Annotated in this window: 8 protein-coding genes; 5 read left to right on the forward strand and 3 right to left on the reverse strand. The window is 72.1% G+C overall.

Annotated elements, in window-relative coordinates; all coding sequences use genetic code 11:
* Positions 1 to 161: 161 nt before the first annotated feature.
* Both ACFWN1_RS29020 and ACFWN1_RS29025 read right to left on the reverse strand, forming a co-directional pair.
* Positions 162 to 1,061 (reverse strand): DeoR/GlpR family DNA-binding transcription regulator, encoded by a 900-nt coding sequence (locus tag ACFWN1_RS29020; RefSeq protein WP_384368287.1) that lies wholly within the window; start codon positions 1,059 to 1,061, stop codon positions 162 to 164.
* Positions 1,062 to 1,231: 170 nt separating this feature from the next.
* Positions 1,232 to 2,680 (reverse strand): NAD(P)H-quinone dehydrogenase, encoded by a 1,449-nt coding sequence (locus ACFWN1_RS29025; protein ID WP_384368269.1) that lies wholly within the window; start codon positions 2,678 to 2,680, stop codon positions 1,232 to 1,234.
* A gap of 167 nt (positions 2,681 to 2,847) precedes the next feature.
* On the opposite strand from ACFWN1_RS29025, the gene ACFWN1_RS29030 reads away from it, so the two are divergent.
* Positions 2,848 to 3,672, forward strand: a complete 825-nt coding sequence (locus tag ACFWN1_RS29030; protein WP_384368272.1) for a purine-nucleoside phosphorylase — start codon at positions 2,848 to 2,850, stop codon at positions 3,670 to 3,672.
* Positions 3,673 to 3,726: 54 nt separating this feature from the next.
* Positions 3,727 to 5,358 (forward strand): phospho-sugar mutase, encoded by a 1,632-nt coding sequence (locus ACFWN1_RS29035; RefSeq protein WP_384368275.1) that lies wholly within the window; start codon positions 3,727 to 3,729, stop codon positions 5,356 to 5,358.
* A 36-nt stretch (positions 5,359 to 5,394) separates the two neighbouring features.
* Here the strand turns inward: ACFWN1_RS29035 and ACFWN1_RS29040 are convergent, their stop codons facing one another.
* A complete protein-coding gene (locus tag ACFWN1_RS29040; RefSeq protein WP_384368278.1) occupies positions 5,395 to 6,090 on the reverse strand; it encodes a PH domain-containing protein in 696 nt (231 codons plus the stop codon).
* A 148-nt stretch (positions 6,091 to 6,238) separates the two neighbouring features.
* Here ACFWN1_RS29040 and deoC point away from each other — a divergent pair, with 148 nt between their 5' ends.
* From deoC to ACFWN1_RS29055, 3 genes are read left to right on the forward strand one after another with little or no spacing between them, the layout of a single operon-like run.
* A complete protein-coding gene (gene deoC / locus ACFWN1_RS29045; protein ID WP_384368290.1) occupies positions 6,239 to 7,198 on the forward strand; it encodes a deoxyribose-phosphate aldolase in 960 nt (319 codons plus the stop codon).
* 5 nt (positions 7,199 to 7,203) lie between these two features.
* The gene (locus ACFWN1_RS29050; RefSeq protein ID WP_384368281.1) at positions 7,204 to 8,640 is read left to right on the forward strand and encodes an aldehyde dehydrogenase family protein; all 1,437 of its coding nucleotides are present in this window, start codon (positions 7,204 to 7,206) and stop codon (positions 8,638 to 8,640) included.
* Entirely contained in the window at positions 8,633 to 9,541 is a 909-nt protein-coding gene (locus ACFWN1_RS29055) for an aldehyde dehydrogenase family protein (protein ID WP_384368284.1), read from the forward strand. Before ACFWN1_RS29050 ends, ACFWN1_RS29055 begins: the two co-directional genes overlap by 8 nt.
* The last annotated feature ends 42 nt before the right edge of the window (positions 9,542 to 9,583 follow it).

The following is a 9,583-nucleotide window of genomic DNA, read 5'->3' on the forward strand; positions in this document are numbered from 1 at the left end:
GATCAGGAACGGTCCGCCGGGCGTCGGGCTCTGACGAAGCCACACCCGAGAGGCTGGGCCTGCGCGGCACGGCCCGGGACCGGCCGAAGGAACGGTTCGCCCTGGACAGGTGCCCGGTTCGGGGAAGACGGGTGTCCTCGGCCATGTGACCCCGCCAGAACCTACCTGCGGCGCAGGTCCGCCACCCGGGCACGGTCCGGGGGCTGGTCGGCCAGGACTCCGCGGAGGGTGGGGGCGGGGGGCTGGCCGCGGCGGGGGCCGGGGAGCTGGGAGGAGCGCTGGCCGCGGGGGGCCGGGGGCTGCTCCGGGGCGCCGGTCGCTCCGGACACCGTGATCTGCACGCCCTGGTCGGCCAGGGCCTGGAGTTCGGTGGCGGCGCGGTCGTCGTGGGCCGGGGGGTCGTCGGTGACCAGGCGGGTGATCGCCTCGGTGGGCACCGTACGGAACATGGTGTCCGTGCCCAGCTTGGTGTGGTCGGCCAGGATCACCACCTCGGAGGCGGCCTGGACCAGGGCCCGGTCCACGGAGGCCGACAGCATGTTGGACGTGGAGAGCCCGCGCTCGGCGGTCAGGCCGCTCCCGGAGAGGAACGCCTTGGAGACGCGCAGACCGTGCAGGGACTGCTCCGCGCCGGAGCCGACCAGGGCGTAGTTGGAGCCCCGGAGGGTGCCGCCGGTCATGACGACCTCCACCCGGTTGGCGTGGGCCAGCGCCTGCGCCACCAGCAGGGAGTTGGTGACCACGGTCAGCCCGGGTACCCGGGCCAGTCTGCGGGCCAGCTCCTGGGTGGTCGTACCGGCGCCGACCACGATGGCCTCGCCTTCTTCGACGAGTCCCGCGGCGAGGTCGGCGATGGCCGTCTTCTCCGCGGTCGCGAGATGGGATTTCTGCGGAAAGCCGGATTCTCGCGTGAATCCACCCGGCAGTACCGCACCGCCATGCCGGCGGTCGAGGAGTCCTTCTGCCTCCAGCGCGCGCACGTCCCGCCGTACGGTCACTTCGGAGGTCTGGACGACGCGGGCGAGTTCACGGAGCGACACGGCCCCATTGGCTCGCACCATTTCGAGGATCAGTTGACGACGTTCTGCAGCGAACACGAAACTGACAGTAACCCCAACGACCGTCTGCTTTCAGCAGTTTGCGCCGAATAGCAGAAGTTGTTCGCAAGGGGACCCCGGAACTGATATAGGGCCTTACCGATCGACTATGCCGCCCGCATAGGCGGCTCCGGTCAGCCCGCGCCACCCGCCTTGCGGGACTGCAACTGCCGGGCCACCTCGGCGATCGAGCCGGACAGCGAGGGGTAGACGGTGAACGCCTTGGCGATCTGCTCGACCGTCAGATTGTTGTCGACCGCGATCGAGATCGGGTGGATGAGTTCCGAGGCGCGCGGCGCGACGACCACACCGCCGACCACGATCCCGGTGCCGGGGCGGCAGAAGATCTTGACGAAGCCGTCCCGGATGCCCTGCATCTTCGCGCGCGGATTGCGCAGCAACGGCAGCTTCACCATGCGCGCGTCGATCTTGCCCGCGTCCACGTCGGCCTGGGTGTAGCCGACGGTGGCGATCTCGGGGTCGGTGAAGACGTTGGAGGAGACCGTCTTGAGGTCGAGGGGGGTCACCGCGTCGCCGAGGAAGTGGTAGACCGCGATCCGGCCCTGCATCGCCGCGACGGAGGCCAGCGCGAACACGCCGGTCACGTCACCGGCCGCGTACACGCCGGGCGCGGAGGTGCGGGAGACCTTGTCGGTCCAGATGTGCCCGGACTCGCGCAGCTTGACCCCGGCCTCCTCCAGGCCGAGCCCGGCGCTGTTCGGGATCGCGCCGACCGCCATCAGACAGTGCGTACCGGTGATGACGCGGCCGTCGGCGAGGGTGACCTCGACCCGGTCGCCGGCCCGCTTGGCGGACTGGGCGCGGGAGCGGGCCATCACGTTCATGCCCCGGCGGCGGAAGACGTCCTCCAGCACGGCGGCGGCGTCCGGGTCCTCACCGGGGAGCACGCGGTCGCGCGAGGAGACCAGGGTGACCTTGGAGCCGAGCGCCTGGTAGGCACCGGCGAACTCGGCGCCGGTGACGCCGGAGCCGACCACGATCAGCTCTTCCGGCAGCTCGGTCAGGTCGTAGACCTGCGTCCAGTTCAGGATGCGCTCGCCGTCCGGCTGCGCGTCGGGCACCTCGCGCGGGTGGCCGCCGGTGGCGATGAGCACGGCGTCGGCGGTGAGGGTCTCCGCGGTGCCGTCGGCGGCGGTGACGACGACCTTGCGCGAGCCGTCGAGGGCCTGCATGCCCTCAAGACGGCCCCGGCCGCGCATGACCCGGGCGCCGGCACGGGTGACGGAGGCGGTGATGTCGTGGGACTGGGCGAGCGCCAGCCGCTTCACCCGGCGGTTGACCTTGCCGAGGTCCACGCCGACCACGCGGGCCGCCTGCTCCAGCGGCGGGGTGTCGTCGGCGACGATGATCCCCAGCTCCTCGTAGGAGGAGTCGAAGGTGGTCATCACCTCGGCCGTGGCGATGAGGGTCTTGGACGGCACGCAGTCGGTCAGCACCGACGCCCCGCCCAGACCGTCGCAGTCCACGACGGTCACCTCCGCGCCGAGCTGGGCGGCCGTCAGCGCCGCCTCGTATCCGCCGGGTCCGCCACCGATGATCACGATCCGAGTCACGTACCCCATTGTCCCGCACCCGGCGAGCAGGGAGCGCGCCGGGGCGGTGCAGGACCCCGCACCGCTGTCGCGCAGCCCTTTTGCCCAGCCTTTGTCGAAATCCGCCTGACAACGATCGCATTCCCATGGGCTCCGTCATCTACGCGCGTAGGAGAACACCGGCTACCCTCATCCGCGTGAACGCATCTCTCCTTCCGGACGACCGCCAGGGCGACCCGCACGCCGCCGCCGACGCCGCAGCCGCGCGCCTGCGCGAACTCACCGGCGCCGGGACCCACGACGTCGCCCTCGTGATGGGCTCCGGCTGGGCTCCCGCCGTGGACGCCCTGGGCGAACCCGACGCCGAGTTCCAGGTCACCGAGCTGCCCGGCTTCCCGCCGCCGGCCGTCGTGGGACACGGCGGCAAGATCCGCTCGTACCGCTTCGGTGACAAGCGCGCCCTGGTCTTCCTGGGCCGCACCCACTACTACGAGGGCCGTGGCGTCGCCGCCGTCGCACACGGGGTGCGCACCGCCGTCGCCTCGGGCTGCAAGACCATCGTGCTGACCAACGGCTGCGGCGGTCTGCGCGAGGGCATGCGCCCCGGCCAGCCCGTGCTGATCAGCGACCACCTGAACCTGACGGGCACCTCGCCGATCGTGGGCGCCAACTTCGTCGACCTCACCGACCTGTACTCGCCGCGCCTGCGCGCCCTGTGCAAGGAGATCGACCCCTCCCTGGAGGAGGGCGTCTACGCGCAGTTCCCCGGCCCGCACTACGAGACCCCGGCCGAGATCCGCATGGCCCGCGTGATCGGCGCGGACCTGGTCGGCATGTCCACGGTGCTGGAGGCCATCGCCGCGCGCGAGGCGGGCGCCGAGGTGCTGGGCATCTCCCTGGTCACCAACCTCGCCGCCGGCATGACGGGCGAGCCGCTGAACCACGAGGAGGTCCTCCAGGCAGGCCGCGACTCGGCGGCGCGCATGGGCGAGCTGCTGGGACAGGTACTGAACCGGCTGTAGCCGACGGCGGCAGCGGACAGGCAGCGCACAGTTCGAGAGAGAGGTGCACCCGAGGTGCAGGACGAAGTGATCGCACGGGCCCAGGCATGGCTGGCCGAGGACCCCGACGCGGAGACCCGTGAGGAGCTGGCCGGGCTCATCGAGGCGGGGGACACGGCGGAGCTGGCCGCGCGCTTCAGCGGCACGCTCCAGTTCGGCACCGCCGGGCTGCGCGGCGAGCTGGGCGCGGGCCCGACGCGGATGAACCGCGCCGTCGTCATCCGCGCCGCCGCCGGACTCGCCGCGTATCTGAAGGCCAAGGGCGAGGCGGGCGGCCTGGTGGTCATCGGCTACGACGCCCGGCACAAGTCGGCCGACTTCGCGCGGGACACCGCCGCCGTCATCACCGGCGCCGGACTGCGTGCCGCCGTGCTGCCGCGCCCGCTGCCCACCCCGGTCCTCGCCTTCGCCATACGGCACCTGGGGGCGGTCGCGGGCGTGGAGGTCACGGCCAGCCACAACCCGCCGCGCGACAACGGCTACAAGGTGTACCTCGGCGACGGCTCCCAGATCGTGCCGCCCGCCGACGCGGAGATCGCCGCCGAGATCGACGCGGTGCGCGCGCTGGCCGACGTGCCCCGGCCCGAGTCGGGCTGGGAGGTGCTGGGCGACGAGGTGCTCCAGGCGTATCTGGCGCGTACGGACGCGGTGCTGGCCGAGGGGTCGGCCCGCACGGCCCGTACGGTCTACACGGCGATGCACGGCGTCGGCAAGGACGTACTGCTCGCGGCGTTCGCGCGGGCCGGGTTCCCGGAGCCGGTGCTGGTGGCCGAACAGGCCGAGCCCGACCCGGACTTCCCGACCGTGGCCTTCCCCAACCCGGAGGAGCCCGGCGCGATGGACCTCGCCTTCGAGCGGGCGACCCTCACCGAGCCGGACCTCGTGATCGCCAACGACCCGGACGCGGACCGCTGCGCGGTGGCCGTACGCGACGGCGGCGACTGGCGGATGCTGCGCGGCGACGAGGTGGGCGCGCTGCTCGCCGCGCACCTGGTGGGCCGGGGCGTCACCGGCACCTTCGCGGAGTCCATCGTCTCCTCCTCCCTGCTGGGCCGGATCGCCGGGAAGGCCGGGCTCGGCCACGAGGAGACCCTGACGGGCTTCAAGTGGATCGCCCGCGTGGACGGCCTGCGCTACGGGTACGAGGAGGCGCTCGGCTACTGCGTCGACCCCGAGGGCGTGCGGGACAAGGACGGCATCACGGCGGCCCTGCTCATCACCGAGCTGGCGTCGGAGCTGAAGGAGTCGGGGCGGACCCTGCTCGACCTGCTGGACGACCTCGCGCTGGAGCACGGTCTGCACGCCACGGACCAGCTGTCGGTACGGGTGGAGGACCTGTCGGTCATCGCGGCCGCGATGCGCCGCCTGCGCGAGCGGCCGCCGACCTCCCTGGCGGGCCTGCCGGTCACCTCGGCGGAGGACCTCACCCGGGGCACGGCCACCCTCCCGCCCACGGACGGCCTGCGCTACACCCTGGACGGCGCCCGCGTCATCGTCCGCCCGAGCGGCACCGAGCCCAAGCTGAAGTGCTACCTGGAGGTCGTCGTCCCCGTACCGGACCGCCCCTCTCTCCCCACGGCCCGCGCCCGCGCGCGGGAACTGCTGACGTCCGTCAAGCGGGATCTGTCGGAGGCGGCGGGGATCTGACGCCGACGGGTCGGCCCGGGCGCGGGCCGGCCCGGTTCAGCCCGTGATCAGCAGGATCGCCAGTAGTACGGCGCCCGCCAGTGCCGGTGCCAGGATCTCGTAGGCCCAGCGGACGGTGACCTCGCCGTGGGCGGCCTCGGTCCCGCCGTGGTTCTCGTGGAGTTCGCGGAGGTCGTCCATGATCTTGTCGGTCTCGGCACGGACGGGGCCGTCGTCGGCCTGCGGGGTCGGGGTGCCGAAGGCGGACAGGGCGGCACCGCCGCCGAAGAGGCCGCCCCCGAGTCCCCCGCGCGTCGCCCCCGCCGCGAGCCGCGCCTGCTTGTTCGAGGCCCGCTTGCGGGCGCGCAGGGAGACCGGGATCGCCCACAGCTGGTACTTGCCGCCGGATGTGGCGTAGACCTCGTTGGACAACCCGGAGCGGAACGAGTCCAGCTCACCCCACGGCAGCGTGATCACCCGGAAGGGGTTGCGGACGCGCAGCCGTTCCGGTCCGGCGAACACGGCGGGCCGCAGCGTGAACGCGATCACCAGCGGCACGAGCAGGAGCAGTACGGCGAGCACGAGCCACGGCGTGCGGCCCGTTCCGCGCAGCAGCGCGTCGCCGCCGAGCCAGACGACGAGGCCCAGCACGAGCGCGCCGCCCACGAGGGCCAGCGGCGAGCGGTAGATCCGGTCCTTGGCGGTGGGAGCCACGGGCCGCGAAGCGGGTGACTGGTGGTCCGGGGTCGTCATGGCCCCGATTGTGCACGAAGGGCACGCTTCCGACACCCTCGGGCCCGATACCGGAGCCCATCCGTGACCTGCGGCGCCGGGCACCCGTACAACCCCACCCCTGGGGCTATACAGTCGCTACGCGCGTAGATATGCTCGTCTGGTGACCATGCCCTCCACCCCATCCCCCGCTACGGCGTTCGCCGACGTCACCGCGTCCGACAGCACGCTGCGCCGCTTCCTCCACGGGCTGCCCGGCGTCGACACGGTCGGCCTGGAGGCGCGTGCCGCGTCGCTCGGCACCCGCTCGATCAAGGCCACCGCGAAGGCGTACGCCGTCGACCTCGCCATCTCGATGGTCGACCTGACCACGCTGGAAGGCGCGGACACCGCCGGCAAGGTCCGGGCGCTCGGCGCCAAGGCGGTCCACCCGGACCCCACGGACCGGACCACCCCGGCCACCGCCGCGGTGTGCGTCTACCCCGACATGGTGGCCTTCGCCAAGCAGGCCGTCGCCGGTTCGGACGTCAAGGTCGCCTCGGTCGCCACCGCGTTCCCGGCCGGCCGCGCCGCGCTCGCCGTGAAGCTGGCCGACGTGCGTGACGCGGTCGAGGCGGGCGCCGACGAGATCGACATGGTCATCGACCGGGGCGCGTTCCTCGCGGGCGACTACCTCAAGGTCCACGACGAGATCACCGCCGTGAAGGAAGCCTGCGGGACCAGCGCCCGGCTGAAGGTCATCTTCGAGACCGGCGAGCTGTCGACGTACGACAACATCCGCCGCGCGAGCTGGCTGGGCATGATGGCGGGCGCGGACTTCATCAAGACGTCCACCGGCAAGGTCGCGGTCAACGCCACCCCCGCCAACACCCTGCTGATGCTGGAGGCGGTGCGCGACTTCCGGCGCCAGACCGGCGTCCAGGTCGGCGTGAAGCCCGCGGGCGGGATCAGGACCACCAAGGACGCGATCAAGTTCCTGGTGCTGGTCAACGAGACCGCGGGCCAGGACTGGCTGGACAACCACTGGTTCCGCTTCGGCGCCTCCTCGTTGCTGAACGACCTGCTGATGCAGCGTCAGAAGCTGGCCACCGGCCGCTACTCCGGCCCCGACTACGTGACGGTGGACTGATCACCATGGCATCCGCATTCGAGTACGCACCGGCGCCCGAGTCCCGCTCGGTCGTTGACATCGCCCCCTCCTACGGCCTCTTCATCGACGGCGAGTTCACCGACTCCGCCGACGGCAGGGTCTTCAAGACCGTCTCCCCCGCCACCGAGGAGGTGCTCTCCGAGGTCGCGCAGGCCGGTGAGGCGGACGTGGAGCGCGCGGTGAAGGCCGCGCGCAGGGCGTTCGAGAAGTGGTCGGCGCTGCCCGGCTCCGAGCGCGCCAAGTACCTGTTCCGCATCGCCCGCGTCATCCAGGAGCGCAGCCGCGAGCTGGCCGTGCTGGAGACGCTGGACAACGGCAAGCCGATCAAGGAGACCCGCGACGCGGACCTCCCGCTGGTCGCCGCGCACTTCTTCTACTACGCGGGCTGGGCGGACAAGCTCGACCACGCCGGCTTCGGCGCGAACCCGCGCCCGCTGGGCGTCGCCGGCCAGGTCATCCCGTGGAACTTCCCGCTGCTGATGCTGGCGTGGAAGATCGCCCCGGCGCTGGCGACCGGCAACACGGTCGTCCTCAAGCCCGCCGAGACCACCCCGCTGTCCGCCCTGTTCTTCGCGGACATCTGCCGCCAGGCGGGCCTGCCCAGGGGCGTCGTCAACATCCTGCCCGGGTACGGCGACGCGGGCGCCGCGCTCGTCGCGCACCCGGACGTGAACAAGGTCGCCTTCACCGGCTCCACGGCCGTCGGCAAGGAGATCGCCCGCACGGTCGCGGGCACCGGCAAGAAGCTGACGCTGGAGCTGGGCGGCAAGGGCGCCAACATCGTCTTCGACGACGCCCCGATCGACCAGGCCGTCGAGGGCATCGTCACCGGCATCTTCTTCAACCAGGGCCAGGTGTGCTGCGCGGGCTCGCGGCTGCTGGTCCAGGAGTCGGTCCAGGACGAGCTGCTGGACGCCCTCAAGCGCCGGCTGTCCACGCTGCGCCTCGGCGACCCGCTGGACAAGAACACCGACATCGGCGCGATCAACTCCGCCGAGCAGCTGGCCCGGATCACCGCGCTGGCGGAGCAGGGCGAGGCGGAGGGCGCCGAGCGCTGGTCCCCGGCCTGCGAACTGCCCTCCTCCGGCTACTGGTTCGCCCCCACGCTCTTCACCAACGTCACCCAGGCGCACACCATCGCCCGCGACGAGATCTTCGGCCCGGTGCTGTCGGTGCTCAGCTTCCGCACCCCGGACGAGGCGGTCGCCAAGGCCAACAACACCCAGTACGGGCTGTCGGCGGGCATCTGGACCGAGAAGGGCTCCCGCATCCTGGCCGTCGCCGGCAAGCTGCGGGCCGGGGTCGTCTGGTCCAACACGTTCAACAAGTTCGACCCGACCTCGCCCTTCGGCGGTTACAAGGAGTCGGGCTTCGGCCGCGAGGGCGGCCGCCACGGCCTGGAGGCGTACCTCGATGTCTGATCGACTCACGGTCTTCAAGACCTACAAGCTGTACGTCGGGGGCAAGTTCCCCCGCTCCGAAAGCGGCCGGGTGTACGAAGTGACCACGAACACATCAGCCGCCGGCGCGGCGGACAAGGGCAAGTGGCTGGCGAACGCGCCCCTTTCGTCCCGCAAGGACGCGCGTGACGCGGTCGTGGCCGCGCGCAAGGCGTTCGGCGGCTGGTCCGGCGCGACCGCGTACAACCGCGGTCAGGTGCTGTACCGGGTGGCCGAGATGCTGGAGGGCCGCAAGGAGCAGTTCGTCCGCGAGGTCGCCGAGGCCGAGGGCCTGTCCAAGTCGAAGGCCGCCGCGGTCGTGGACGCGGCGATCGACCGCTGGGTCTGGTACGCGGGCTGGACCGACAAGATCGCCCAGGTGGTGGGCGGCGCCAACCCGGTCGCGGGCCCGTACTTCAACCTGTCCTCGCCCGAGCCGACCGGCGTGGTCGCGGTGCTGGCCCCGCAGGACTCGTCCTTCCTGGGCCTGGTCTCGGTGCTCGCCCCGGTGATCGCCACCGGCAACACGGCGGTCGTCGTCGCCTCCGAGAAGGCCCCGCTGCCCGCCCTGTCCCTCGGTGAGGTGCTGGCCACCTCCGACGTGCCGGGCGGTGTCGTCAACATCCTGTCGGGCCGCACGGCCGAGCTGGCCGCGCCGCTCGCCGCGCACCAGGACGTCAACGCGATCGACCTCGCGGGCGCGGACACGGAACTCGCCAGGGAGCTGGAGATCGCGGCGGCGGACAACCTCAAGCGGGTGCTCCGTCCACAGCCTGTGGATCACGCGGCGACGCCGGGCATCGAGCGGCTGACGGCGTTCCTGGAGACCAAGACGGTCTGGCACCCCACCGGGGCGCTCGGCGCGTCGGGTTCTTCGTACTGACCGGACACGGAGCCGCGCCGCCCCTTCTTCGCGAGGGGGCGG

Origin of the sequence: Streptomyces sp. NPDC058459 (genome assembly GCF_042721685.1) — a bacterium.
In the GTDB taxonomy this organism is placed as follows: Bacteria; Actinomycetota; Actinomycetes; order Streptomycetales; family Streptomycetaceae; genus Streptomyces.